This window comes from Kribbella sp. NPDC050241, assembly GCF_044459685.1.
In the GTDB taxonomy this organism is placed as follows: domain Bacteria; phylum Actinomycetota; class Actinomycetes; order Propionibacteriales; family Kribbellaceae; genus Kribbella.
The window spans coordinates 70,850-95,516 of record NZ_JBITJE010000007.1 but is presented as its reverse complement, the minus strand read 5'-3'; the positions used below and the strand labels follow the sequence as shown (position 1 = coordinate 95,516).

Sequence of the window (24,667 nt, the reverse complement as noted above, 5' to 3'; positions counted from 1 at the left end):
CGCGGTCACGCTCCGTGTCTCGCCGATCGAGACCCCCGGTTCGACGGCCGAGCGTGGTTGTGCATAGACTCACTGGCATCATGCGGCACCAGCTTCTCCTCCTTCGCTGCCGCGGCGAGGCCTGACAAGGCCGGTTCCCTCGCCGCGGAGTTCGGTCGTACGCCGGTCGTCCCTCACGACCCCGCAGTACACCTTCCCGAGGAGAACCCCCGTGGCACCGCAGAATCAGCCCAAGCCCGTCCAGCAAACCTCCGGTATGCCGATCCGGCGCTACCGGGCGTTCCCGCCGATCGACCTGCCGGACCGCACCTGGCCGACCAGGTCGGTCGACCGCACTCCGCGCTGGCTGTCCACCGACCTCCGTGACGGCAACCAGGCCCTGGTCGAGCCGATGTCGCCGGCCCGCAAGCGGCGGATGTTCGACCTGCTGGTGAAGATGGGCTACAAGGAGATCGAGGTCGGTTTCCCGAGCGCCAGCCAGTACGACTTCGACTTCGTCCGCAGCCTGATCGAGGACGACGTCATCCCCGACGACGTCACGATCTCGGTGCTGACCCAGGCCCGGGACGAGCTGATCGAGCGGACCGTCCAGTCGCTGCAGGGCTCGCCGAAGGCGACCATCCACCTCTACAACGCGACCGCGCCGCTGTTCCGCCGGGTCGTCTTCAACGTGGACAAGGCCGAGTGCCTCAACATCGCCGTACGCGGCACCGAGACGGTGATGAAGTACGCCGACGACATGCTGGGCGACTGCCAGTTCGGGTACCAGTACAGCCCGGAGATCTTCACCGGCACCGAGCTGGAGTTCGCGCTCGAGGTGTGCGAGGCGGTCAGCGACCAGTGGCAGCCGGCGGAGGGGCGGGAGATCATCCTGAACCTGCCGGCCACCGTCGAGATGTCGACCCCGAACGTGTACGCCGACCAGATCGAGTGGTTCAGCCGGGGCCTGACCCGGCGCGAGCACAGCACGATCAGCCTGCATCCGCACAACGACCGCGGTACGGCGGTGGCGGCGACGGAGCTGGCCCTGATGGCCGGCGCGGACCGGGTCGAGGGCTGCCTGTTCGGCCATGGCGAGCGGACCGGCAACGTCGACCTGGTGACGCTGGGCATGAACCTGTTCAGCCAGGGCATCGACCCGCAGATCGAGTTCTCCGACATCGACGAGATCCGCCGCACGGTCGAGTACTGCACCCAGATGCGCGTGCCCGAGCGGCAGCCGTACGCCGGTGACCTGGTCTACACCGCTTTCTCCGGCTCGCACCAGGACGCGATCAAGAAGGGCCTGGAGGCGCTGGACAAGCAGGCCGCGGCCGAGGGCCGGCCGGTGTCCGAGATCACCTGGGAGGCGCCGTACCTGCCGATCGACCCGAAGGACGTCGGCCGGTCGTACGAGGCCGTGATCCGGGTGAACTCGCAGTCCGGCAAGGGCGGCGTCGCGTACATCATGAAGTCGGAGCACCGGCTCGACCTGCCGCGCCGGCTGCAGATCGAGTTCAGCCGGGTGATCCAGCAGCACACCGACTCCGAGGGCGGCGAGGTCGGTCCGCAGCAGATGTGGGACATCTTCGCGGCCGAGTACCTCTCGCCCGGCAAGCTGTCGCTGCTGAGCGTCAACTCGTCGTCCGGTGAGGGGCAGGGCGACCAGCTCCGCGTTCAGGTCTATTCCAATGGTGTTCCGCACGAGCTGTCCGGTGAGGGCAACGGCCCGGTGTCGGCGTTCGTCGACGCGATCCAGCCGCTGAAGTACGACGTACGGGTGCTGGACTACCACGAGCACGCGCTCTCCGCGGGCGGCGACGCGCTCGCCGCGGCGTACGTCGAGTGCGAGGTCGGTGACGAGGTCTACTGGGGTGTCGGCCGCGACGCCAACATTCTCACCGCCTCGCTGAAGGCCGTCGTCTCCGCGATCAACCGCGCAACTCGCTGACTTATCAAACGTTCGCCCGCCACCGCTAGGGGTGGCGGGCGACGTTTGCGTTGCGGCGTACCGAATTTCGGCACTGAGGGTGTCAGAATCGGTGCGCAGAGCAACCGAATACTCACGATTCGGTGACCGTGGCCTCGGGTACGAAGAAACCGTTGACTCGGTGTATGTGGTTGCGCAAACTAGCGACACTGCGCGCAGATGAATGCAAGACAGCATGCGTTAGTACGGCTGCATTCGGCTTCTGCGTTGACACGCCGTCGGTACCCCGCGTGGAGGTGAGCTGTGAGTGGTGCGGTCGAGACTCCGGCCTCGAAGCTGATAGAGAGGCCGGTGGATGAACCGAAACCCACGGCCCCCAAGAGATTCTTCAACTCCTGGCTGGTGCGAAGACTAGCCAAGGCCGTGCTGACTGTCTTCATCGTGACGACGGGAACGTTCTTCCTGGTCAGGCTGCTGCCCGGTAACCCGGTCGACACCTACATCCAGACCCAGATCGCGCAGACAGGTATCTCGTACGAGGCTGCTGCCGCACAGGCCAAGAACCTGTTCTCGCTGGATCCGGACCAACCGCTGATCCAGCAGTACGTCACCTACATGCTCAACCTGCTGCACGGCGACTTCGGCAACTCGTTGCTCTCGCCGGGGACCACCGTGGCGCAGGTGATCAAGACCTACCTGCCCTGGACGCTGTTCTCCGTCGGCGTCGCCACCATCCTCAGCTTCATGATCGGCATCGTGGCCGGCATGATCATGGCCTACCGCCGGGAGAGCTGGATCGACCACACGCTGAGCTCGATCGGATCCTTCCTGCACGCGATCCCGAACTACATCCTCGCGATCCTGATCGTGGTCTTCCTCGGGGTGAAGCTGCAGGTCTTCAACCTGACCGAGGCCCGTGGCTCGTACACACCGGGGGTGGAACCGTCGTTCAGCCTGGCTTTCCTGAACGACATCTTCTACCACGCGATGCTGCCGATCCTGGCGTACCTGCTGACCACGGTCGGGTCCTGGGCGCTGGTGATGAAATCCTCCACGGTGGAGACCCTCGGCGAGGACTACGTCACGGTCGCCCGCGCGCGCGGCCTGACCGACTCGCGGATCCGGTCCGGGTACGTCGGGCGCAACGCCGTACTGCCCCTGTTCAGCGTGCTGGCCATCTCGCTCGGGTTCGTCGTCGGAGGATCGATCTTCGTCGAGCGGATCTTCGGCTACCAGGGCATCGGGTTCAGCCTCTACAACGCGATCTCGGGCCGCGACTACCCGGTGCTGCAGGGGATCTTCCTGGTCATCACGATCTCCGTGGTGGTGGCCAACCTGCTCGCCGACATTCTCTACAGCCGGCTGGATCCGCGGGTCCGGGTCCCCGGCAAGGGTCAGGGGTGACGAGATGACCGAGGCTGCAGCCACCGGCGGCGCCGTCGCCGCCATCGGGACGACGGGTGTCTCCCGCTTCGCCGGCATCATGCATGGGTTGCGGCGCAGCCCGGCCGGCTTCATCGGGTTCGTGATCGTGGCGCTGCTGGTGCTGATCACCGCGATCGGGCCGTTCTTCACCCCCGAGGTGGAGCCCAACGTCAAGGAGATCCTGCTGCCGTTCGCGTCGCCCGGGCACTTTCTCGGGACCGACAACGAGGGCAAGGACGTGCTGATCCAGATGATCGACGGCGGCCGGTCCGTCATCTTCATCGGGTTCTTCGCCGCCGCGATCTCGACCTTCATCGCGATCGTCCTCGGTTCCCTGGCCGCCTACTTGGGCGCCAGCACCGACTCCGTGGTCACGACGGCGGCCGACGTCGTACTCACGGTCCCGACGATCATCCTGCTCGCGGTGCTCGGTGCGATGTTCAAGCTGGACTCGCCGATCCTGCTCGCCATCCTCGTCGGTGTCCTGAGCTGGCCGGTGCTGACCCGGGCGGTGCGGTCCCAGGTGCTCTCGCTGAAGGAACGCGAGTTCGTCGAGGCGGCCAAGTTGCTCGACCTCGGCACGATCCGGATCGTCTTCGTCGAGATCCTGCCGAACATGGCCAGCTTCATCCTGATGAACTTCATCATCGGCGTGACGAACGCGATCTACGCGCTGGTCGGCCTCTACCTGCTCGGGCTGGCGCCGCTGACCGGCTCCAACTGGGGCATCATGCTCAACCGCGCCTGGATCGCGGGCGCCATCTTCAACGACGACAGCCTGCCGTTCATCCTGAGCCCGATCGTCGCGATCATTCTGCTGCTGCTCGGATTGGTGATGATGACGAGATCACTCGAAGAGATCCTCAACCCGCGTCTCCGGGACCGGTGAGCATGGTGACTTCGATGCCCCAGGACACAACCAGCGCCCGCGCGGCGCGCGGCGGCCAGGGCAAGCCACTGCTGTCGGTCCGCGACTTCAACGTCGAGTACCGGACCGGTTCCGGCGCCACCGTGCGCGCCGTCCGCGGCATCGACCTCGACCTGTACCCCGGCGAAAGCCTTGCGCTGGTAGGCGAGAGCGGCTGCGGGAAGACCACCTTCGGGCTCGGCCTGCTGCGGCTGCTGCCACGGCTGGGACATGCTTCCGGCAAGGTCACCTTCAACCGCGGTGACGGAGCCGAGATCGACATCCTCGGTCTGGACGGGCGCGATCTGCGGCAGTTCCGCTGGCGGGACGCGGCGATGGTCTTCCAGGGCGCGATGAACGCGTTCAACCCGGTGATGAAGATCCGCGGCCACATGTACGACACGATGCGGGCGCACACCAAGGCCAGCAAACGGGAGATCGAAGAGCGGGCCGCCGAACTGCTGCAGCTGGTGCGGCTGGAGCCGGAGCGGGTGATGGACTGCTACCCGCACGAATTGTCCGGCGGAATGCGGCAGCGGGTGCTGATCGCGATGAGCCTGTTGCTCGAGCCGGAGGTCCTGATCCTGGACGAGCCGACCACGGCACTCGACATCCTCACCCAGCGTTCGATCGTCGACGTACTGCACGAGGTCCGCGAACGGCTCGGCTTCTCGATGATCTTCATCTCCCACGACCTGTCGCTGGCCGCCGAGCTCGCCGACCGGGTCGCCACCATGTACGCCGGTCGCATCGTCGAGACCGGCGGCGTCCGGGACATGTTCTACCGGCCGCGGCATCCGTACACGCTCGGCCTGATCAAGGCGGTGCCGCCGATCGTCGGCGACCTGCCGGATCTCGAGTCGATCCCGGGCGGGCCGCCGAGCCTGGCCGCGCTGCCGCCGGGCTGCAAGTTCAACCCGCGGTGCGGGTACGCCACCGCGGAGTGCAAGGAGACCGACCCGCCACTGATCCCGGTGACCGATCAACCGGGCTCCGGGCACGAGGTCGCCTGCATCCATTCCAAAGACGTGCATCTCGAACGCAGAGTGCAGGACGACAGAGTGCAGGACAACAGAGTGCAGGACGACTTGGGGACCGCCTCATGACCGCGACGGAGACAAGCCGGCCGGCGACGGCCGAGGGGCGTACGCCGTTGATGACGCTGGACGGGGTCAGCCAGGTGTTCAACACCAAGGCCGGGCCGATCCGCGCGGTCGACCAGGTCGACCTGTCGATCAACCCCGGCGAGGTGCTCTGCCTGGTCGGCGAGAGCGGCTCCGGCAAGACCACCGCGGCGCGGATGGCGGCCGGCCTGGCCAGACCGACCGACGGCCGGGTGGTCTTCGACGGCACCGACATCTGGTCGATGAACCGGAACGGCTTCCGCGACTTCCGGCGCAGCGTGCAGTACGTCCACCAGGATCCGTACGCCTCGCTGAACCCGACCCGGACCGTTCAGCAGACGATGACGGCGCCGCTGCTCAAGCACGGCGTGGTCAAGGGAGCGAAGGCCGCCGCCGAGCGAGCCGCCGAGCTGCTGGCCAAGGTCGACATGACCCCGCCGGAGAGCTTCCTGTCGAAGTACCCGCACCAGTTGTCCGGTGGCCAGCGGCAGCGGATCTCGGTGGCCCGGGCGCTGACCCTGGACCCGAAGATCATCATCGCGGACGAGTCCACGTCGATGCTGGACGTGTCGATCCGGATCAGCGTGCTGGCGATGCTCGGCCGGCTGCGCGACGACCTCGGGGTCGGGTTCCTGTTCATCACCCACGACCTGGCGATCGCGAAGTACTTCGGCTGGCACGGCAAGACCGCGGTGATGTACCTGGGCCGGATCGTCGAGTTCGGGCCGACACCGCAGCTCATCAACTCGCCGACGCATCCCTACACCCGCGCGCTGATCGACGCGATCCCCGAGCCCGATCCGGACCTGACCAAGACCAAGGGCACGGGATCGCTGCGCAGCCTGGAGATCCCGAATCTCGCCCACCTGCCGGCCGGCTGTTCGTTCCATCCGCGCTGCCCGCAGTTCGAGAGCGGCCTGTGCGACGGTGCGGTGCCCGAGCTGGTCGCCGTACGTCCCGGTCAGTCGACCGCGTGCCACGTGGTGGCGCGCGACGGAGCCGGAGATGCCGAGGTCCGCGATGAGCCGGTGGCCTGATGGCACCGCAGATCGGCCGGCTGGCACTCGGCTGGGCGGCGTTCCTGGTACTGGCCAGCGGGGTTCTGTTACTCACGCTGACGCCCGGTACACCGGAGTTCGTCGTCACCCTGTTCACCTTGTGTTTGGGCCTGCTACTGGGCCTCATCGTCGTCGCCGCGGTCCTTGTGCTGCGGCGGCGGGAGAAACGCGAGGGCGGTTAGCAGTACCCCAAACCAGTAGTGCCTGACCCACATGGGCGTGCGGTCAGATCAGAAAGGACGAAGGATGAGTCCCACCGGCACCAACGATCCCGGCACCAACGAGTCCGGCGCGCGCGCCGTGACCAACGCAGTCTCCCGCCGGCATGTGCTCCAGCTGTTCGGCATCGCCGGGGTCGGCATCGCCGGCATCGGGTCGCTGGAGGCGTGTTCGCCGAGCAGTCCGGACGACGCTGGAAACGACGCCAAGAAGTCCGGGGAGTTCCACGGCGCGTACCCCTACCAGTTGCCGCCGAAGGGCCACTTCAACCTCGGCGCCGGCGTCCTCGACGGCATCCAGCAGCAGAGCCCGTACCTCGACCTGATCTACCCGAGTGCCGGCATGTACTACTGGGCCGACAAGAAGTGGGAGTACCTGCTGGCCGAGTCCAACACGCTGGACGAAACGGCCAAGACCTACACGATGAAGCTCCGGTCCGGCCTGACCTGGAGCGACGGCTCGCCGCTCACCGCCAAGGACGTCGTCTCGACGTTCAACCTGCGCTGGCTGATGCGTCAGCAGGACTGGACGTTCCTGTCCGACGTGAAGGCGCAGGACGACACCACCGTCGTGTTCACCATCGGCACGCCGTCCACGGTCCTCGAGCGCTTCATCCTCCGCGCGCCGATCCTGCCGGACTCGGTCTACAAGGACTGGGCGAGCAAGGCCGAGACGCTCCGCAAGGCCAACGGCAGCCTGGACAGCGGCGAGGGCAAGCAGGTCAACGCCGACTTCCAGAAGTTCCGGCCGGAGAACCCGGTCGTGTCGGGACCGTTCAACTACGACCCAAAGACCATGACCAACGCCCAGATGACGTTGGTGAAGAACGACAAGGGCCTGTTCGCCGACAAGATCGGGTTCAGCAAGGTCGTCCTGTACAACGGTGAGACCTCCGACATCACTCCGGTCGTGATGAACAAGGACGTCGACTACGCCACCCACGGTTTCGCCGTGGCCAGCGAGAAGACGTTCCAGCAGAACGGCTTCCGGATCCTCCGCCCGCCGGTGTACTCCGGTCCCTCGCTGGTGTTCAACTACACCACTCGCCCGGAGTTCTCCGACGCCCGGGTCCGGCAGGCGATCGCCTACGTCCTCGACCGCAACGAGAACGGCACCGTCGCGCTCGGCGACTCGGGCAAGCCCTGCAAGTTCATGGCCGGCTTCTCCGACATCCTCGTCCCCGACTGGATCACCGACGCCGACCAGCAGAAGCTCCAGGCCTACGAGAAGGACCTCGACAAGGCCACCCAGCTGCTCCAGCAGGCCGGCTGGAAGAAGTCCGGTGACAAGTGGCAGACGCCGGCGGGCAAGCCGGCCGCGTACGACATCAAGTTCCCGACCGAGTTCGCCGACTGGAACCCGGCCGCCACCAACGCGGCCGACCAGCTGAACAAGTTCGGGTTCAACATCACCAAGCGGGGCATCACCTTCACCCAGCTGAACCCCGACGTCCTGGCCGGCAAGTTCGACATCGCCATCCAGGGCTGGGGCGCCTCGAACCACCCGCACCCGTACTTCGCGTTCGTCCAGGACCTGTACACGTTCAACTACGTGATCGCGGCGAACCAGGGCGGCAAGGGAATGAACTTCCCGCTCAAGCAGACCACGTCGGCGGGTCCGATCGACCTGCAGGCCGTGGTGGACAAGTCGGCCCAGGGCCTGAACGTCGACGAGCAGAAGAAGAACATCACCGCCGCGGCGATGGCGTTCAACGAACTGCTCCCGATCATCCCGCTGTGGGAGCGCTACGGTAACAACCCGGCGCTGGAGGGAACCCGGGTCGCCAAGTTCCCGGCGGACGACGACCCGATCCTGAAGAACGCGCCGTACGCCGACAACTTCGTGATCATGTACATGTACCAAGGCAAGGTCGCCCCGGTCTGAGTTGGTTAATCACTAGCGCCTGACCCGTTCGTTTGGTTGGGTCGGCCGGGTGATCATCGTTCGCGAGATCGACCCGGCCGACCTGGCACTGTTCGACGAGTGGTACGACGCCCTGCGGGCCGGTGTGGTCGCGGGACGCGAGGCCGCGCTCGTGGTCGGGCAGGAGGCGCTCGGCTTCTCGCTGCGCACTCCGGGCCCGCTGAAGCGCCGGATCGCGGTCGGCGCCTTCGAGGACGACCGGGTGCTCGGCGCGATGCTGTTCGAGTATCGGTTGACCGACAACCTCGACATCGTCGAGGTCGAGATCGACGTACCGCCGCAGCATCGGCGGCGGGGGATCGGGACGGCCCTGTGGCAGTGGGCCGTGACCCGCGCGGCGCAGCTCGGGCGGACCATCTTCCAGTCCGAGATCGGGGTGCCGGGCGAGTCGTCGCCGGGCAGTGCGTTCGCTGAGCGACTCGGGTTCACCGTCGAGCATGTCGAGGACCATCTCGTTGTACCCCTGCCGTACGACGAGGCCCGCCTGGACGAGCTGCGGTGGTCCGCCGGGACGCTGGACGGCTATCGGCTCACCTCGTGGGCGGGAGTGTGCCCGCCGGAACATCAGCAGGCGTACGCCGATCTGCACACCGCAATGGACGAGGACGTGCCGACCGGCGGGATGACGCGCGAGGTCGTGCCGTGGACGGTCGAGAAGCTGCAGGCAAGCGAGCAGCGGGTCGATCGGAACTACCTGGCGCTGGTGACGATGGCGCACACGCTGTCCGGTGCGCCGGCCGGCTACACGCTCATGTACCTGCCGCGGGCTGATGCCGAGCATGCCCAGCAGGACGACACCCTGGTACTGCGGGACCACCGCGGGCACAACCTGGGCACGCACCTGAAGCTGGCGAACCTCGACCAGTTGGCGAAACATCGCACCACCCAGCGCTTCCTGCACACCTGGACGGCACTGTCGAACGCCCCGATGCAGAAGGTCAACGCGCGCTTCGGTTTCCGGTCGGTCGAGCAGAACCGCGAGCTCGAGCTCACCTGTCCGCGGCTGCGTCCGGCCGCCCGCGCTCTCGTCGTCGACCCGGACGACCGCATCCTCCTGGTCCGCTTCGAGTTCGACGACGGGCCGTTGTGGGCGACCCCCGGCGGTGGCCTGGAGGCGGACGAGACGCTCATCGAAGGGCTGCGCCGCGAGCTGCGGGAGGAGATCGGTCTCGAGACTCCGGACGACCCGCCGCACCTCTGGCACCAGGAGGTAGTTGCCGAGGGCCACGCTACTGGGTACGACGGTGTCCTCAACGAGGTCTTCCTGATCCGCACCGGCCCGTTCACCGTCGGCGGGACCCTCACCGAAGCCGAACTCCAGGCCGAGAACCTCCACGGCCACCGCTGGTGGACCCTCTCCGAACTCCAGGCCGCCGAGGACCGCTTCGCCCCCCGATCCCTGCCCAGCCTGGTGGAGTCGGTGTTGCGCAACGGCCCGCCCACCATCCCGCTGGCGCTCGGCGTGTGAGAGCGACGTTCGGAAGTTGTGGGAAGCGTGTGAGGACACGGGATTCGGGGGTTGTGGTCGGCCTAGTTTCTAGGTGTGAAGTCTCGACATAGTGATGACTGGTTTGTTCCTGTTCGGTCGGTGGGCGCGGCGGCGACGCTGCAGACCGGCCGGTTGCCGGAGGGGCCGCGGGTGGGCATCGCGTTCACGACGCTGGCGCACCTGCGGGCCGCGACCGGACCGCGGCAGGAGTGGCTGCGGATGGACGAGGAGACGCTGCACGAGGTGCTCGCGCCGCTCGGCGTCACCAGGATCCAGCTCGACCCGGTGCTCGTCGGTCCCGACGTCGGAAGCTCACAGCCGTCGTACCCAGCTCAGCCGGCCTTCGTCCATTAGCGCGTGGCCGTCGGCGCTGTCGGCGACACTCGGGTCGTGGGTGGCGATGATGACGGCGGCGCCGCGGTCGGCCTGAGCCCGTAGCAGGTCGAGGACGCGTTCGCGGTTGGTGCTGTCCAGCTCGCTGGTGGACTCATCGGCCAGGATCACCTTGCCCTGCTGGGCGATCCCGCGCGCAACCGCGACCCGCTGCTGCTCGCCACCGGACAGCTCCTCGACCAGGTGATCACCGCTGTCCGCGAGCCCGACGGACTCGAGTGCGGACGTGATCGCCCGGTCGACCTCCTCGAGCTCCGCGTCGCCGCTCGGCTTGCGGTCGGCCAGCAGCGGGATGGTCAGGTTCTCGCGCGCGGTCAGCACCCGCGCGAGCCCGTTGCCCTGCGGGATCAGTACGACGCCGTGCGCGGCAGACTTCGGCCGGTCGGTGATGACGAGCCCGTCCACCTCGACCTGGCCGGACTTCACCGGCACCGCGCCGGCGATTGCCCACAGCAACGAGCTCTTGCCGGCGCCGGACGGCCCGCTGACGGCGAGCACGAACCCGGGCGGCACCGTGAACGACACGTCCGCCACCGCGACCAAGTCGCCGTACGCGACCGTCACATTGTCGACGTTGATCACCGTGGGCCCTCCTGCTCGATCGGGGTGAGGCGGATCTCGCCGTCGTCGGTGGTCACCTGCACCAGCGTCCCGGCCGGCAGCAGCTCGGCCACGTGCGGGGGGAGTGGCAACGAGCCGTCGGTTGCCACCACGGCGTACTCCTCACCGGACCGGCCTTCGGACGCGATCCGCCCGTCCCGGATCGTGATGGTCCGCGGCAGCGTCGCCGCCACCTCCGGGTCGTGCGTGATCAGCAGCACGGTCATCCCGGTCTCGGCGTTGATCGTCCGGATCGCCGCGAGCACCTCGTCGCGGGCCTGGTGATCCAGCTGACTGGTCGGCTCGTCGGCCAGCAGCAGACCGGGCATCGTCGCGATCCCGACCGCGACCGCGCACAGCTGGATCTGCCCAGGAGTCAGCGACGTCAACGGCGTAGTGGCGTGCTCGCGCAGTCCCACCATGTGCAGTACGTCGTCCGGCTGCGGCAGCTCGTGGCCGCGCGGTGCGGCGCGTTGTGCGTAGCGGATGTTGTCAGTGGGCGTCAGGTAGGGGATGAGGTTCCGGCCGGCGCCTTGCAGCACGATGCCCACGTCGGCGGCGCGCATCCGGTCCAGCTCGGCCTCGGTCATCGTGGCGACGTTGTGCTCACCGATCTGCAGCCGGCCGGCGCTCGGAGTCAGCAGACCGCCGCACAGTTGCAGCAGCGTCGACTTGCCGGCACCAGACGGACCGAGCAGTCCAACCAGCTCACCAGGGCGGACCGTGATCCCGATGCCGGACAACGCCGCGACGTCATGCCCGTGCGCACGGTAGATGTGCACCAGTCCCGTCGTACTGATCGCCAGACCAGTCACGTCAGCTCCTCCCGGATCCGGCTGTAGCCGGCGCGTCGGTTGACCCCGGTGCCGAGCAGAAGGGTGGCTGCGGCGAGGACTGCGGTACCGGCGATCCACAGCAACAGCGCGACGGGCCAGTTGGTCGCGAGCTCCAGGGGTATCGGCCCGCCGGTGTCAGCGAACAGAGGTATGAGCGGCAGTGCGATCTGCGCGCCGACCACTCCACACAACGACCCGAGCAGTACAGCCAGCGCGACCGGTCCGGTTTGCTCCCACCTGGCAGCTCGACCTGTGGTGTTGGACGGTACGCCGGTGATCCGCAGGCTCGCGTAGTCCTGTGCCCGCGACCGCCACGACGTCACCACGGTCAGCAGCAGTACGACGAGCGCCAGCGCCCACCCCGCGATGCCAACAACCGGGGTCAGCTGCAGCGCGAGTGCACTCGCCGATCGCCCGTACGAGGCGATCCGGTCGGCCCGGCGGTCGACGAGTTCGGCCGCGAACCCTGCCTGGCTGAGCTTCTGAGTGATCGTGTCGACATACGCCAGGCCGTCCGCGTTCAGCCAGAGCTCGTAGTCCGTCCCGCCCTCGTCGACGCTCCCGGCCAGCCGCCGTACCGTCTCGAGATCGACCACCGCGGTGCGATCGGGGTAGCGATCCACCGGGCCCGTCAGCCGGTCGACCTTGGCCAGTGTCAGCGGTGTCCCGTCGATCGCGGGGCTCGTGCTCGCGCCGTCGTCGAACGGGAACTCCGACGTCACCAGCGCCGGGATCATCGCGGGCACCGTCGCGTACTGCAGGAACTGGTCGTTGCCCAGGCTCTTCACGGCGATTGTCAACAATCCGCCTGCCTTGGCGGTGACGGATCCTTGGTCGGAGCCGAGTTGCCGGACCGGTTGCCAGGTGTCCGGCGATCCGATCGTGATGGACGGGTGGTCGTCGCTGGAGATGTTGCTGATGGTCACGTCGCCCTGGACGCCGGCTTGGTCGAGTGGTTCGCGACCAATGCCGAGCCGGAGCAACTGGCAGCCACCCAGGCAGTCGACCGCCGCACGCAACTGGAGCGGTTTGCCGGGGACCAGCGGCATCGGCGGGAAGGTGACCAGGTAGCGGCCCCCGTTGCGCAGACTCACCACGTTCGCCCGCAGGACGATCGACTTCGGCGGCTCGGTTGCCGTCTGCGTGCCGTTCGCCGTCTGCGCCGCGAGCGGCTTCATCGGACCGGTCGAGGCGGTGACGGTGAGCTGAGAGCTGCGGAACTCGATCGGCTTCAGCCCGGCGGGTGCCTTCAGCGTCTGCCAGCCCTCCGCATCGGTCATCAGATCACCGCGGTACGCGATCCGCCGGAAGCTGTCCGGCTCGATCATCATCGACTTCAGGGAGTCCGGTGCGGGCGGTCGCGACGTGACCACAGGGGTCATCCAGTGCCGGTCCGGATCGATCTGGTCGACCGCTCGGGTGAACTCGTTCAGGTACAAGGCATTCATCCGCAGTACCGCTTCGGCTCCGGTCTCGTAGCCCGCCCGGGTGTCCCGGTTGTGGTCGCCGACCGACGCCGCCTGGCCGGCGAACGCGACCAGTCCGCCGGCCACCGCGACCGCTGCGACGATGCGAGTGACCGCGGGCCGACGGGAGACCTGCAGTGCACCGAGTGCGAGGCCCAGCCGTCCGCGTCGCGCGGCCTGCCGACTGATCAGGCCTGCCATGGGCAGCAGGAGGTGAGCGAACGTGAGCCCGACCGCTAGCGCCAGCAGGGCTGGAGTAAGAACGGGCAGTGGCCCACGGCCGTCACCGGTGAGCGCGGCCGCCAGACCAGCCACCGCGAAGACGATGACGCACAGGTCGAGCACCCCGATCGCCCTACCACGCCGTCGTGGGACCACTCGACGCAGCAGGCTCGAGATCGGCTGCCGTACGCCGCCGCGAACCTGCAGCGCCACCACGATCAGCGAGAGGACGACGGCAACGGCCAGCGCCACCGGCACTGTCCACGGCAACTCGAGGGGGGAGCCGTGGCGCAGCCAGGTCGCCCGGACGATCAGCAGCAGTCCGAACCCACCGAGAGCACCTGCTAGCCCACCGACCAGCACAGGCAGCCCGAGCTCGGCGGACAGCGAGCGTGCGGTACGGCGGGCAGACGACCCGCGCAGACGTGCGAGAGCGATTTCCGGCCGCCGCTGGTCGACCACAGCCCCGAGCGCCAGGGCCAGCACGACCACACCGAACAGGGCGACCTGCACCATGATCAGCGGGATGATCGTGGTGGCCTGTTTCCGTTCACTCTGGATCCGGTCGACCAGTGAGGCGAGTCCGGACGTGGTTTCCGCGTAGATGCCTTGCTCCACCGCGTTGCCGTTCACCGTGACCGTGGCGTTCTGCAATCGGGGTAGGTCGTTGATCCGCGCCACACCGGGGATCGGCGCGGTGTCGGCGGTCATCCGCGGCGACCATTGGTCCCCGTCGAACGTCGTACGCGGAGTGAACAGGAAGTCCGAGGAGCCAGGATCCTTGGTGCCGGGCCTGCGGGAGTGCCCGGTCGGGTAGGCGCCGAACCAGTAGTCGGCCCGAGGTTGCTTCGGCTTGTACAGGCCGACGACCGTGAGTTTCTGGCCCCCTCCGGCTCCGGCGTCCGACGACTTGCCGGTGAGAACGGTGCCGACCTTGAACTGCCAGGTGCCGGTGTCCGCGGTCGAGGCGATCACCTCGTTCGGGGCAGTCGGGCAGCGGCCCTGGGCCAGCACGAGCTGCTCGCAGTACCCGGCGCGCCAGATCAGCCGGCCCGCGACCGCGTCGTCGGCCGGCTGGACTCGCCAGCCGATGTCGGTGTGGATGCCGTGCACGGGCGGCGAGAACAGCGGCTTGAGGTCGGACGGGACCAACTGATCGAGGCTCTCCGGCCGATCGGTGCCGGGGCCTTGTGCCCGGCCGCGGGGCGCTCCCTCGATCTGCCACGCCGCGGTCAGGCGCTGCGCGGTCAGGGTCTCGGTCGTCACGGTCTGCTCGACGGCCCGGGCGTACCAGGGCGCGAACACGGCGCAGGTCCCGATCAGCAGGCTGACGCCGGCCAGCACCAGCGCCTGGGACCACCGATACCGCAGCGCCCTCCGGAGAAACATGTGTTCAGCCACCCCCAGTGTTTCGCTCGCCCGGCTCGCTCGCGCCTGAAGATACGGAACGCGGCGGCGGGTGTGCCTGACCGTGGCGAAATGTCACGGAGTTGTTGTCTAGGCAGGAACGCGATCACGGACGGTGATCGCCCGAGGGGGGTTGCCCTACGCAACCGGTGACGACGGTAGGTTCGGCACATGCGTGAATCCCAGCTCGGTGACCTGACCGTTTCCTGCCTCGGCCTCGGCTGCATGGGGATGTCCCAGTCCTACGGTGCGACCACGGACGAGGCGGAGTCCATCGCGACCCTGCACGCCGCCATCGACGCCGGCTGCACCTTCATCGACACCGCCGACGTGTACGGCGACGGCGCGAACGAGGAACTCGTCGGCCGCGGGCTGGCCGGCCGCCGCGACCAGGTGGTGCTGGCGACCAAGTTCGGCTTCAAGAAGCCCGCGAGCGGCACGGCGCTCCCGAACGTCGTCGACGGGTCGCCCGGCTACGCGCGGCAGGCGATCGATGCGTCGCTGCGGCGGCTCGGCGTGGACCACGTCGACCTCTGGTACCTGCACCGCAAGGACCCGCAGATCCCGATCGAGGAGACCGTCGGCGCGATGGCCTCGATGGTGGAGGCGGGCAAGGTGCGGTACCTCGGCCTGTCCGAGGTCAACGGCGACACGGTTCGAGCCGCGCACGCGGTGCACCCGATCAGCGCCGTCCAGAGCGAGTGGTCGCTGTGGACGCGCGACCCGGAGACCGTCGTACTGCCGACGCTGCGCGAGCTCGGGATCGGGTTCGTGCCGTTCAGCCCGCTCGGGCGAGGGTTCCTCACCGGGCAACTGAAGTCGCCGGACGACTTCGAGCCGGACGACATGCGGCGCGGGCTGCCGCGGTTCATGGGCGAGAACTTCCAGCGCAACCTGGACCTGGTGGAGAAGGTCCGGGAGCTGGCGGCGGCGAAGGGTGTGACCGCCGGTCAGCTCGCACTGGCGTGGCTGCTTGCTCAGGGCAACAACGTTGCGCCGATCCCGGGGACGAAGCGGCGCAAGTACCTGGCCGAGAACCTCGGTGCCGCCGACATCACGCTGACGGCTGATGAGCTCGCCGCTCTGGACGCGGCGTTCCCGGCTGATGCGGCGACCGGGCAGCGCTATACCGACGGCGGGATGGACCTGGTGGGCAAGTGATCGGCGTCACCGGATCCACCGGGCAGCTCGGTTCCCGGATCGCCCGGCTGCTGGCCGATTCCGGCGTACCCCAGCGGCTGCTCGTGCGGGATCCGGCGCGGGCTCCTTCGCTCCCCGGTGCCGAGGTGGCGCAGGCGGCGTACGGCGAGCACGCGGCACTGCTGAACGCGCTGGACGGGGTCGACACCCTGATGTTGCTCAGCGCAACGGAGTCGGCGGATCGGGTGGCGTTGCACAAGGCAACGGTCGATGCGGCGGTGGCGGCCGGCGTACGGCGGATCGTGTACACGTCGTTCGCCGGAGCCGCACCGGGGGCGACGTTCACCTTCGCCCGCGACCACTGGCACACCGAGCAGCACATCCGGTCGCTGGACGTGGACTTCACGTTCCTGCGGGACAACCTGTACCTGGACTCCGTACCGGGGTTCGTCGGTGAGGACGGAGTGATCCGGGGTCCGGCGGGGGACGGCCGGGTCGCGGCAGTCGCCCGCGACGACGTGGCTGCTGCTGCGGCCCGCGTCCTTGCGGACTCGGCGCATGCTGGGGCCACGTACGAGCTGACGGGTCCTTCCGCCTTCACGCTGGCCGAGGCGGCCGGCGTACTGTCCGACGCGCTCGGCCGGAAGGTCCGCTACGAGCCCGAGACCCTGGACGAGGCCTACCGCTCACGCGAGTGCTACGGTGCGCCCGCCTGGGAGGTAGCCGGCTGGGTCACGTCGTACGCCGCCATCGCCAGCGGCGAACTCAGTCACATCTCCACCGCCGTCCAAGACATCACCGGGCGGGCGCCCATGGGCCTCGAGGAGATTGTCGCCCCCGGATGAGACACTGACCGCGTGCCGCTCTATCGGGATGAGGCGATCGTGCTGCGCACCCAGAAACTGGGTGAGGCGGACCGGATCGCGACGCTGCTGACCCGCGGCCGCGGCAAGATCCGCGCGGTCGCCAAAGGAGTCCGCCGTACCTCGTCCCGCTTCGGTGCCCGCCTCGAACCGTTCAGCCACGTCGACCTCCAACTCGCCACCGGCCGCACCCTCGACGTCGTCACCCAGGCCGTCTCGATCGCGGCGTACGGCGAAGGAATCGTCGGCGACTACGCCCGGTACACCACCGGCACCGTCCTCCTTGAGACCGCCGACCGTCTCGTCGTCGAGGAGAAGGAACCCGCCACCCAGCAGCACCTGCTGCTCGCCGGCGCCCTCCGCGTCCTCTCCACCGGCGAACGCGAACCAGGCCTCGTCCTCGACTCCTTCCTCCTCCGCTCCCTGGCGATCTCCGGCTACGCGCCGTCCTTCGCCGACTGCGCCCGCTGCGGCGAACCAGGCCCCCACCGAGCCTTCAACCCAGCCTCCGGCGGCATGGTCTGCTCCTCCTGCCGCCCGCCGGCCTCAGCCATGCCGGCCCCCACCACCGTCACCCACCTGTCCGCCCTCCTCACCGGCGACTGGCCCACCGCCCTCCAAGCCGACCCCCGAACCCGCCGAGAAGCCACCGGCCTGATAGCCGCCTTCTTCACCTACCACCAAGACCACCAACTCCGCTCCCTCCCCCACCTAGACCTCACCCCCGACCGCCCTACCGCTCCCACCCCGGCCACCCAGTAGGCCCACTCCGCGCCCCGATCGGCCGCCGCCCCGGCGCCTCGCTTGGAGAACCGCCCCTCCGCCCGCCGACACCAAGCGGCCGCGAACTCCTCAACGGCTGCTGCCCCGCCCACGCATGAGCAATAGCCCGCTTGACATCCAACTCCGCCTGCCGGTCTAGCTCGTTCCCACCCGACCCAGCCCCTCGCTCCCCAAACCGGTCAAGCCCCGGCTGCCGATCGTACGAACCCCGATTCAGCCGAGCACAAACATGCGCATAGATGTTGTTCCGACCTCCCCGCGCCTTGACGGCCAGCAACTCGCGCCGTGGCAACTCACCGGGCGCGGTCGGCCCGATCTCGCGGAACACCAGCCGGTAGTCAGCCTTCCGCTCCGGAACCGACTGAAGGTACGACGTCACGCAGTCCCGGAGATCACCCTTCCCCGACTCATAACCGAGTGCGTGGTGACCGTCCGCTGTCCCGGCCCGGAGCCGCTCGATCTCGCGCAGGACTTCGCGGTACAGCTGACGGTAGGAGCCTGCGCCAGCCTTCGCCTGCTGACGCAGGAAGTGCAGGTCCCGGTGGAACTTCTCGTGACCGACGATCAGGTACCTGGTGTCACCGCTCATCACTCGGCGGTCTCTCCTCGGCCCGAATCTCGTCGAGAAGCTCCCGTGTAAACGGATCGTTGGCCGCCCACTCGTCCAGATCCAGCGGCCGACTGCCGGGCAGCGGTTCAGTCGCGTACACGCGAACGGTCGGGTCGTCCACCACCCCTGCCGGCGGCTGGTCATCCCCCCGCAAGTCCCGATACTGCGCGGTCGACATCACGAGGGCTTCCGGCTCGCCCTCTTCCCCCCACACCACGGGGAGCCCACTCCCACCCCGCCAGGCCTCTACAACCCCGCGCAACCGCGTCGCCAATTCACCTGGTTCCACCGCCTCGCCCAGGGCCCCGAACTTGGCCTCCCCGCCGAGATCCTCGAACTCCTCGTACGTGAGCATCACGGCCTCCGGCTCACCATCGCCAAAGCTGAAGGCCCGAGTACGTCCGCCCCGGAATCTCGCCAGTACGCTAGCCAGATCCGCACGAAGCTCGTCAACGCCAAGCAGTCCACTCATGCTCTGAATGTATTCGTTCCGCGGCAACGAGAGTCCGAGTTATCCACAGCCACCCTTGGCCGGCGCCGCGACCTCGCCTCCATCAGGATCAACCAGCACAGGAATTGCCTCTCCGATCCGCAGTTGCGTACCGGCCTGCTGGGTCATGGAGATCTGCCCGGTGTCGCCCAGCGTGCTCTGCCAGGTGATGTCCCATTGCGCGGTGGCGGTGACTGGGTAGGTGCACTTCGGGAGCTCTCGCGAGGTCTTCTTGTACCGATGCCCGCAGTCGGGGGAGTCCTTGATGCCCATCGCCTTGTCGTACGGCGTACCCGGTCCCTCACACCGAACCGTGTTCCCATCCCCGAGCGCCCAGTTGACCGCCTTCACATGCGCGGTAGCCGTCACCGACAACCCCGGCACACTCGCACTCCGCACAATCGGTCCCCACGTGTTCTCCGTCTTCTCCACCCACAACCACACCGGCATATTCACCAGCCCGACCTGCCCCACCCCAGGCGCCGACTTCACCAAAGGCGGACCCAACTGCATAGCCGCGACCGCCCGATAAGCCAACGTAACCGGATCAATCACCACAGTGTCGGCTTCGCCCGGCAGCCACACCCACCTAGTGACCAAATGTCGGCCCTGGTCATACCCCTGCTCCCGCACACAACCCCAGATACTTCCGTCTGTGTGCCCCTGCCAACGCGCGTCGCTAAACGGAGGTTGAGGGCTGAGGCTCTGCAGGTAGCACTGTTGGCTGTTTGACCAATTTCCTAGAGCCGAGGTGCACGCCTGTAGAGCACCGCCAAACTGACAGGCTGGCTTCGCCTTCTGAGCCGGCTTCTTACCCGGAGGGATTGTGTCCGGGGGTTTGCCCTCGGCGACGGAACGCAGAATCCATACACATTTGTGGTTGGTATAGCAGACCGGTACGTAGTCGCCCTGGGGCTTCGGCGGCAGCTCGTTCCCTGCCGCGGCCGCGCCGCCCTGTATGAACATTGCCGTCAGTAGCAGGACAACCGTCGCGAGCGGCCGGGCCACGGACGTCAGCACGCGCCCGCTTCCTTCTCGTCGATGAGGAACCACATCTTCTTGGTTTGACCGGCCGGAGGCGCGTAGACCAGTGCTGCTTGAGCCTTATGCCGGTCTCCGTTTCCTGGACCTACCGGCACTGGCTTGCGTGTTGTCTGGTAGCGGATTGACGTCTTGGACGTGTCCAGGCAAACGTTTAGCAGGATCTGGGGTTGTGACGCATCAAGCTTGACTGATGCGACAGCCAGCGAGGTCACTGCAACCTTGCCTTCCTGATACCAACCACGGTCCTGGTTGAACTTCACATCGCCTAGGACCTGGATCATCCACTCACCACCGACCCCGGCCTGCTGAAGATTTGCACGGCTCGCTGTCGATGGACTGTGGAGTGCTGCGTCGATCGCGGCGCGGGCCGTCGTGTACTGCGTCGTCGCGGCGGTGATCGCCTGCTGCTCTTCCGGCGTCCAGGTAGGAGTGGAAGGGGCCGTTGGGGTGGGGGAAGGGGAGGTGGGGGTGGTGTTGGGGTGGCCGGCTTCGGGGGAGGCTTGGCAGGCGGTTAGTGCCAGGAGAGCGCAGATGGCTGCGGCGGCGGGTCCGAGGGCCGGTCGGTGGGTCATCTGGCTCCGATCTGGGGTTGCTGTTGGTGTAAGGGTGTCATACGGAGGGTGTTCGGACGGGGGAGTTGTCCACAGGTGTCTGGACGGTGCGAGTGAGGCGGGGCTGGGCGTCTCGGAGGCTTGCGCCAGGTTGGGTTCGAGCTCGAACAAGTCCGCAGGCACCCCAGCAGCACCGCTCAGCGTGACTCGCTGGTCGCTGCCCGACGAACGTGCTCAGAGGCCGCGGTTGAGGTTGCGGATCCGCGACGGCGGTTGGTGGGCGGTGTGTGGTTCGGGGGTGGTCGTGGGATGGAGGGGCGCTCTCGTTGGTGGGGTTGTTTCGTTGAGAGCGATCGCGAGTGGGGCCTCGGCTGGCACCGCGCGTTGGTGAGGCGGGATAACGGAGTTCAGGTTGTGGGCGAATGACTTGAGGTCGTGTTGTGAGGCCAGTTTGGTGATGAGTTCCGGCATGGTTCGTGGCTCGCGGCGGTTGCGGTGGAGCATTGTGTGCAGGGCGGCGAGGACTCGGTCCGGGTTCTCGGCGAGGAGGCGGTTCAGGAAGGTTGAGGTTCGCTCGACCTTCATGGCGTGCGGGCCAGTTAATGGCGGGTCGAAGTCCTTCAGGTTCTCGGTGACCAGGACGTTGGACCGCGAGTGCACCGCTGCGGCGAGTACATGGGTGTCCTTCGGGTCCGCGTGCATCTCTGGCATCAGAGCGTCGTACCCGGAGGTCAGCGCGGCGGGGAAGGCCTTGTTCATCTGGGTGAAGCGGGCGTCCATTCGTTCCGCCGTGACTCCCGCCGGTCGATTCCGCTTCACCTCGTCGAGGACCTGAGCGGACCATTTCGGCACGAGCAGCCGCTCGTAGGCGAGGCTCAGCAGTATGTCGGTCGTCAGTTGTCCCAGGAGCACGTTGGCATCGAGAAACGCGCGAGGGCGCCTGGCGATGTCAGCGGCCCGCGCCGGAGCCGTCGTCCTCGGCCATCGCCTGCAGCGCCTGCTCGCGCTCGGTGTTGACGCGCGCGTTCAACGCGAGTACGTCGGCCAGCCGGACCCAGTCGCCATACTCGGACGACCGGATGGGAAGGTCGCCGCGACTCGCGTACAGCCGGAGTTCGTCGCGATCCATCTCGATCGCGTCCGCCGCCTCGTCGATCGTCAGTTCGGACCGCAACGGTGTGACCTGAACAGCCAGACCTTGAAGCAGAGCCGCCTCGACGAACCGCATCACGTCGTACACCTTGGCCGGGATCTCGCGGCGTTCCCCGTGCGGCCCGACGAGCGTGGGTCCGCCAGGCACGACCACCCGTTCGTCGTCCTCCAACAGAAAGACCTCGGGGCGCCCAGGCATCGCATCCATGATCGCGAGTCTATTGGCCTCGATCGGGCGGACGGGGAGTTATCCACAGGCCCCTGCAGGGGCGGCGGCCAGCGGGTAGGAGAAAATCGGGGTATGTCGCCTATTGGTCGTCGTCGTCGGGGTGTGGAGGGGTCGCGGGGGGAGAAGGTGGTGGTGGCGCCGGAGGCGCATCCGTCGGGGGCTGTGGTGCCGGGGGTGCCTAAGGAGTTGGTGCCGAAGCACGTGGCGATTGTCATGGATGGGAATGGGCGGTGGGCCAAGCAGCGGGGGTTGGCTCGGACGGAGGGGCACAGGGCGGGGGAGGCTTCGCTGCTGGATGTGATCAAGGGTGGGATCGAGATCGGGGTGAAGTACATCTCGGCGTACGCGTTCTCGACGGAGAACTGGGCGCGGTCGCCGGAAGAGGTGCGGTTCCTGATGGGGTTCAACCGTGAGGTGATCCATCGCCGGCGGGACGAGCTGGACGCGATGGGAGTCCGGGTGGTGTGGTCGGGGCGCCGGCCGCGGTTGTGGAAGAGCGTGATCGACGAGCTGGAGTACGCGCAGAAGCGGACCAAGGACAACGACACGATCACGCTGCAGTTCTGCGTGAACTACGGCGGTCGCGCCGAGATCGCCGACGCGGTGCGCAAGATCGCGGTGGAAGTTGCCGAGGGCAAGCTCAAGCCGGGCCGGATCACCGAGCAGACGATCGCGCGGCATCTGTACGCGCCGGACATCCCCGAGGTTGATCTGTTCGTCCGGTCGTCGGGCGAGCAGCGGACGAGCAACTTCCTGGTCTGGCAGCTCGCGTACGCCGAGATGGTCTTCCTGGACACGTTGTGGCCGGACTTCGACCGTCGCGACCTGTGGCGCGCGATCGAGATCTACGCCCAGCGCGACCGCCGCTACGGCGGCGCCATCCCCAACGAAGTCAACCCCACCAACGAAGTCAACCCCACGAGCGCCAACCCCACGAGCGTCAAGTAGTACGAGGGTTAGGCAACAACCCGCGTTCGTAGGCGACCGTCACCGCGCGAGTCCGGTCGTCCACGTCGAGCTTGGTGAAGAGCCGCTGCAGATGCGTCTTCACCGTGGCCTCGCCGATGTACAGCTCCCGCCCGATCTCGGCGTTGCTCAAACCCCGCGCGACAGCCGCCAGCACCTCGAGCTCACGCGGTGACGGCTGCGCGGCGGGCGGCGTACTAGGTGTACGCAACCGCGACATCAGCCGCGCCGCGACCGGAGGCGCGAGCACGGTCTCTCCACGCGCCGCCGCCCGGATCCCGTCCAGCAGATCGGCATGCGGAGTGTCCTTCAGCAGGTACCCCGCCGCGCCCGCCTCGACCGCGTGCAGGATGTCGGTGTCGGTGTCGTACGTCGTCAGCACGAGCACGCGCGTCGACGGATACCCGGACACGATCGCGCCGGTGGCAGTGACCCCGTCCGTCCGGGGCATCCGCAGATCCATGAGTACGACGTCCGGCCGCGCCGACTCGACCAGCGCGTGGGCCTCCGAACCGTCGCCGGCCTCGCCGACCACCTCGATGTCCTCGGTGACGGAGAGCATGCCGGTCAGCCCGGACCGCACCACTGGATGGTCGTCGACCACCAGAACCCGAATCACACGTCCTCCTGACCAGCCGGCATCAACACCTGGACCCTGGTACCGCGGCCCGGCGCACTCTCCACCTGCACCGAACCCCCGGACTCCTCGACCCGCCCGCGCATCGCGGCCAGCCCGAAGCCCCCGGACACTGCTGCCGGCGCGAACCCGGACCCGTCGTCCCGGATCTCGATCCATACCCGGCCGTCGGACAACCCCAGCGTGATCAGGACCTGTGTCGCCCGCGCATGCTTCCGTACGTTCGCCAGCGCCTCCTGAGCAGCCCGCAGCAGCACGACCTGCTGCGCTTGCGGTAGCGCCGCGACCTCCTCGTCCGGCAGATCGAGCGACACCTGTACGTCGACACCGGTCTCGGCCGCGAACCGTTCGGCCTGCCGACGTAGTACCTCGGTCAACGTTGCCTCCGACAACGCAACCGGGGTGAACGCGGCAACCAACGCGCGGGCCTCGGCGAGGTTCTCCCGGGCCGTGTCCTCGATCGCGGCCAACCGTGCCGCCGCTCCGTCCGTACCGCCGCGCTGGAGCTCTACGGCGGCCGCCTGGGCGAGCATCACGATGCTGGTCATGCCCTGCGCGAGCGTGTCGTGGATCTCGCGGGCCATCCGTTCCCGCTCGGCCATCACGCCGGCGCTGTGGTGCGCCTCGGCCAGTTCGTCGCGGGCCGACTCCAGCTGTTCGATCAGCTCCGCCCGCTGCTCGCTCTGCGTGATCACCTTCTCGATCCAGATGCCGAACAGCAGGCTCACCACCAGGCTGACCAGCATCCACGGCAGGACCTCCCAGAACGTGTCCCAGCCCCACCCCGCGCTCCACAGCTGCGCGGCGCCGACCCCGATCACCAGCAGCACACTGAACGCCGCACCCTCGCGTACGTCCTCGCCGAGCAACCAGATCTGTGCCGACACGATGAACATCAGGAACACCGACTGCGGGAACAGCCCGACCAGCACCATCAGGCACGCGATCATGATCAATCGATAGGTGTGCGACGGCAGCCGCCGCCGGGACCTGATCGCGGGCAGCCCAATGAACTGGTACGCCGCCCCGAGCACCACCACCGCACCGACGAAGAAGGCACGCCGGACCGGGCTCAGGTCGACCGTGAAGGACACCACCAGCGTCGTCGCCAGCAGAACCCAGAACACGACGTGCCAACCGACCAGCGTGCGCGTCCAGACCGGCTGGTCCACCCGCTTCGTCGTATCCACGGTCACCATTTTCCTCCACACCAGGACCCACACA

Annotated in this window: 23 protein-coding genes; 13 read left to right on the top strand and 10 right to left on the bottom strand. The window is 67.7% G+C overall.

Going from position 1 to position 24,667, the window contains the following annotated elements; all coding sequences use genetic code 11:
* Positions 1-256 precede the first annotated feature (256 nt).
* From leuA to ACIBG5_RS29370, 9 genes are all read left to right on the top strand, one after another.
* Positions 257-1,930, top strand: coding sequence for a 2-isopropylmalate synthase (leuA, locus tag ACIBG5_RS29410; protein ID WP_396395015.1), 1,674 nt, complete (start codon positions 257-259; stop codon positions 1,928-1,930).
* A 330-nt stretch (positions 1,931-2,260) separates the two neighbouring features.
* The gene (locus ACIBG5_RS29405) at positions 2,261-3,313 is read left to right on the top strand and encodes an ABC transporter permease (RefSeq protein WP_396394720.1); all 1,053 of its coding nucleotides are present in this window, start codon (positions 2,261-2,263) and stop codon (positions 3,311-3,313) included.
* A 4-nt stretch (positions 3,314-3,317) separates the two neighbouring features.
* Complete coding sequence (locus tag ACIBG5_RS29400; protein ID WP_396394718.1) at positions 3,318-4,223, top strand: ABC transporter permease; 906 nt, start codon at positions 3,318-3,320, stop codon at positions 4,221-4,223.
* Positions 4,224-4,237: 14 nt separating this feature from the next.
* Positions 4,238-5,347, top strand: coding sequence for an ABC transporter ATP-binding protein (locus tag ACIBG5_RS29395; protein ID WP_396394717.1), 1,110 nt, complete (start codon positions 4,238-4,240; stop codon positions 5,345-5,347).
* Positions 5,344-6,402, top strand: coding sequence for an ABC transporter ATP-binding protein (locus ACIBG5_RS29390; protein ID WP_396394716.1), 1,059 nt, complete (start codon positions 5,344-5,346; stop codon positions 6,400-6,402). The genes ACIBG5_RS29395 and ACIBG5_RS29390 overlap by 4 nt, the downstream gene beginning before the upstream one ends.
* Positions 6,402-6,605, top strand: coding sequence for a hypothetical protein (locus ACIBG5_RS29385; RefSeq protein WP_396394715.1), 204 nt, complete (start codon positions 6,402-6,404; stop codon positions 6,603-6,605). Before ACIBG5_RS29390 ends, ACIBG5_RS29385 begins: the two co-directional genes overlap by 1 nt.
* A gap of 64 nt (positions 6,606-6,669) precedes the next feature.
* The gene (locus ACIBG5_RS29380) at positions 6,670-8,526 is read left to right on the top strand and encodes an ABC transporter substrate-binding protein (protein ID WP_360447365.1); all 1,857 of its coding nucleotides are present in this window, start codon (positions 6,670-6,672) and stop codon (positions 8,524-8,526) included.
* 49 nt (positions 8,527-8,575) lie between these two features.
* Entirely contained in the window at positions 8,576-10,033 is a 1,458-nt protein-coding gene (locus ACIBG5_RS29375; RefSeq protein ID WP_396394714.1) for a GNAT family N-acetyltransferase, read from the top strand.
* A 75-nt stretch (positions 10,034-10,108) separates the two neighbouring features.
* A complete protein-coding gene (locus ACIBG5_RS29370; RefSeq protein ID WP_396394713.1) occupies positions 10,109-10,408 on the top strand; it encodes an SAV_915 family protein in 300 nt (99 codons plus the stop codon).
* Here the strand turns inward: ACIBG5_RS29370 and ACIBG5_RS29365 are convergent.
* The 3 genes from ACIBG5_RS29365 to ACIBG5_RS29355 are packed head-to-tail and all read right to left on the bottom strand — an operon-like array spanning position 10,367 to position 14,960.
* Positions 10,367-11,029, bottom strand: coding sequence for an ABC transporter ATP-binding protein (locus ACIBG5_RS29365; protein WP_396394712.1), 663 nt, complete (start codon positions 11,027-11,029; stop codon positions 10,367-10,369). The two genes, ACIBG5_RS29370 and ACIBG5_RS29365, sit on opposite strands and share 42 nt — an antisense overlap.
* The gene (locus tag ACIBG5_RS29360; RefSeq protein WP_396394711.1) at positions 11,026-11,862 is read right to left on the bottom strand and encodes an ABC transporter ATP-binding protein; all 837 of its coding nucleotides are present in this window, start codon (positions 11,860-11,862) and stop codon (positions 11,026-11,028) included. Before ACIBG5_RS29360 ends, ACIBG5_RS29365 begins: the two co-directional genes overlap by 4 nt.
* Positions 11,859-14,960, bottom strand: coding sequence for an FtsX-like permease family protein (locus ACIBG5_RS29355; RefSeq protein WP_396394710.1), 3,102 nt, complete (start codon positions 14,958-14,960; stop codon positions 11,859-11,861). Before ACIBG5_RS29355 ends, ACIBG5_RS29360 begins: the two co-directional genes overlap by 4 nt.
* A gap of 189 nt (positions 14,961-15,149) precedes the next feature.
* Here ACIBG5_RS29355 and ACIBG5_RS29350 point away from each other — a divergent pair, with 189 nt between their 5' ends.
* From ACIBG5_RS29350 to recO, 3 genes are read left to right on the top strand one after another with little or no spacing between them, the layout of a single operon-like run.
* Entirely contained in the window at positions 15,150-16,139 is a 990-nt protein-coding gene (locus ACIBG5_RS29350; protein ID WP_396394708.1) for an aldo/keto reductase, read from the top strand.
* Entirely contained in the window at positions 16,136-16,963 is an 828-nt protein-coding gene (locus tag ACIBG5_RS29345; RefSeq protein WP_396394706.1) for an SDR family oxidoreductase, read from the top strand. The genes ACIBG5_RS29350 and ACIBG5_RS29345 overlap by 4 nt, the downstream gene beginning before the upstream one ends.
* Before the next feature lie 12 nt (positions 16,964-16,975).
* Positions 16,976-17,743 carry a DNA repair protein RecO gene (recO, locus tag ACIBG5_RS29340; RefSeq protein ID WP_396394704.1) on the top strand — a complete coding sequence of 256 codons (768 nt, stop codon included), beginning with the start codon at positions 16,976-16,978 and terminating at the stop codon, positions 17,741-17,743.
* A gap of 599 nt (positions 17,744-18,342) precedes the next feature.
* Here the strand turns inward: recO and ACIBG5_RS29335 are convergent.
* From ACIBG5_RS29335 to ACIBG5_RS29315, 5 genes are all read right to left on the bottom strand, one after another.
* Complete coding sequence (locus ACIBG5_RS29335) at positions 18,343-18,729, bottom strand: hypothetical protein (protein ID WP_396394703.1); 387 nt, start codon at positions 18,727-18,729, stop codon at positions 18,343-18,345.
* Between the two features lie 156 nt (positions 18,730-18,885).
* On the bottom strand, positions 18,886-19,320 hold the full coding sequence (locus ACIBG5_RS29330; protein ID WP_396394702.1) for a hypothetical protein: 435 nt from the start codon (positions 19,318-19,320) through the stop codon (positions 18,886-18,888).
* Positions 19,321-19,877: 557 nt separating this feature from the next.
* Positions 19,878-20,480, bottom strand: coding sequence for a hypothetical protein (locus ACIBG5_RS29325; RefSeq protein WP_396394700.1), 603 nt, complete (start codon positions 20,478-20,480; stop codon positions 19,878-19,880).
* A 213-nt stretch (positions 20,481-20,693) separates the two neighbouring features.
* On the bottom strand, positions 20,694-21,371 hold the full coding sequence (locus tag ACIBG5_RS29320) for a PIN domain-containing protein (RefSeq protein WP_396394699.1): 678 nt from the start codon (positions 21,369-21,371) through the stop codon (positions 20,694-20,696).
* A gap of 37 nt (positions 21,372-21,408) precedes the next feature.
* Positions 21,409-21,819 carry a hypothetical protein gene (locus ACIBG5_RS29315; RefSeq protein WP_396394698.1) on the bottom strand — a complete coding sequence of 137 codons (411 nt, stop codon included), beginning with the start codon at positions 21,817-21,819 and terminating at the stop codon, positions 21,409-21,411.
* Between the two features lie 150 nt (positions 21,820-21,969).
* Between ACIBG5_RS29315 and ACIBG5_RS29310 the strand changes: the two genes are divergently transcribed.
* The gene (locus ACIBG5_RS29310) at positions 21,970-22,788 is read left to right on the top strand and encodes an isoprenyl transferase (RefSeq protein ID WP_396395014.1); all 819 of its coding nucleotides are present in this window, start codon (positions 21,970-21,972) and stop codon (positions 22,786-22,788) included.
* Here the strand turns inward: ACIBG5_RS29310 and ACIBG5_RS29305 are convergent.
* On the bottom strand, positions 22,781-23,425 hold the full coding sequence (locus ACIBG5_RS29305; RefSeq protein WP_396394697.1) for a response regulator: 645 nt from the start codon (positions 23,423-23,425) through the stop codon (positions 22,781-22,783). The genes ACIBG5_RS29310 and ACIBG5_RS29305 overlap by 8 nt on opposite strands.
* On the bottom strand, positions 23,422-24,642 hold the full coding sequence (locus ACIBG5_RS29300) for a sensor histidine kinase (protein WP_396394696.1): 1,221 nt from the start codon (positions 24,640-24,642) through the stop codon (positions 23,422-23,424). Before ACIBG5_RS29300 ends, ACIBG5_RS29305 begins: the two co-directional genes overlap by 4 nt.
* Positions 24,643-24,667: the final 25 nt, after the last annotated feature.

Excerpts from the sequence above, each read along its gene's own strand:
- ACIBG5_RS29380 (WP_360447365.1), top strand. The coding sequence starts at position 6,670 with ATGAGTCCCACCGGCACCAACGATCCCGGCACCAACGAGTCCGGCGCG.
- ACIBG5_RS29315 (WP_396394698.1), bottom strand. The coding sequence starts at position 21,819 with ATGGATGCGATGCCTGGGCGCCCCGAGGTCTTTCTGTTGGAGGACGAC.
- ACIBG5_RS29350 (WP_396394708.1), top strand. The coding sequence starts at position 15,150 with ATGCGTGAATCCCAGCTCGGTGACCTGACCGTTTCCTGCCTCGGCCTC.
- ACIBG5_RS29385 (WP_396394715.1), top strand. The coding sequence starts at position 6,402 with ATGGCACCGCAGATCGGCCGGCTGGCACTCGGCTGGGCGGCGTTCCTG.
- ACIBG5_RS29300 (WP_396394696.1), bottom strand. The coding sequence starts at position 24,642 with ATGGTGACCGTGGATACGACGAAGCGGGTGGACCAGCCGGTCTGGACG.
- ACIBG5_RS29335 (WP_396394703.1), bottom strand. The coding sequence starts at position 18,729 with ATGCTCACGTACGAGGAGTTCGAGGATCTCGGCGGGGAGGCCAAGTTC.
- leuA (WP_396395015.1), top strand. The coding sequence starts at position 257 with ATGCCGATCCGGCGCTACCGGGCGTTCCCGCCGATCGACCTGCCGGAC.
- ACIBG5_RS29400 (WP_396394718.1), top strand. The coding sequence starts at position 3,318 with ATGACCGAGGCTGCAGCCACCGGCGGCGCCGTCGCCGCCATCGGGACG.
- ACIBG5_RS29395 (WP_396394717.1), top strand. The coding sequence starts at position 4,238 with ATGCCCCAGGACACAACCAGCGCCCGCGCGGCGCGCGGCGGCCAGGGC.
- ACIBG5_RS29390 (WP_396394716.1), top strand. The coding sequence starts at position 5,344 with ATGACCGCGACGGAGACAAGCCGGCCGGCGACGGCCGAGGGGCGTACG.
- ACIBG5_RS29325 (WP_396394700.1), bottom strand. The coding sequence starts at position 20,480 with ATGACCCACCGACCGGCCCTCGGACCCGCCGCCGCAGCCATCTGCGCT.
- ACIBG5_RS29355 (WP_396394710.1), bottom strand. The coding sequence starts at position 14,960 with ATGTTTCTCCGGAGGGCGCTGCGGTATCGGTGGTCCCAGGCGCTGGTG.